A 318-nucleotide genomic window follows, 5' to 3' on the forward strand; every position below is an offset into this window, starting at 1 on the left:
GGTGCCGCCGTGGCGGCCGGGGGCACGGGCCTCGCGGCTCCCGGGGTCCGCCGCGTGCTCGGCGTTGTGGGTCTCCAGGGCCTGCCAGGCGCCCCACGTACCGGTGGCGGCGTCCCGTACGCGTACCCGGGCCGTGCCCGTGAGGGTGCGCGCGGGGTCGTCCCAGACGATGCCGACGAGCGAGAAGGGCTTGACGGTGCGGCGGGACAGGCGCGCCGCGTAGCGGTCGTGGCCGTCCGCACGCGCGGCGGGCAGGAGGGTGAGCGGGAGCGAGGCGGTGGAGCCGGGGACCGGGGCGGGGGTCGCGGCGGGGGCGGG

At 80.5% G+C, this 318-nt stretch carries 1 pseudogene; it reads right to left on the reverse strand.

The annotated features are described in order from the left end of the window. A pseudogene (locus G3I42_RS09070) lies at positions 1-318 on the reverse strand (N-acetylmuramoyl-L-alanine amidase); the annotation flags it as partial.

Origin of the sequence: Streptomyces sp. SID11385 (assembly GCF_010548245.1) — a bacterium.
Classification (GTDB): domain Bacteria; phylum Actinomycetota; class Actinomycetes; order Streptomycetales; family Streptomycetaceae; genus Streptomyces.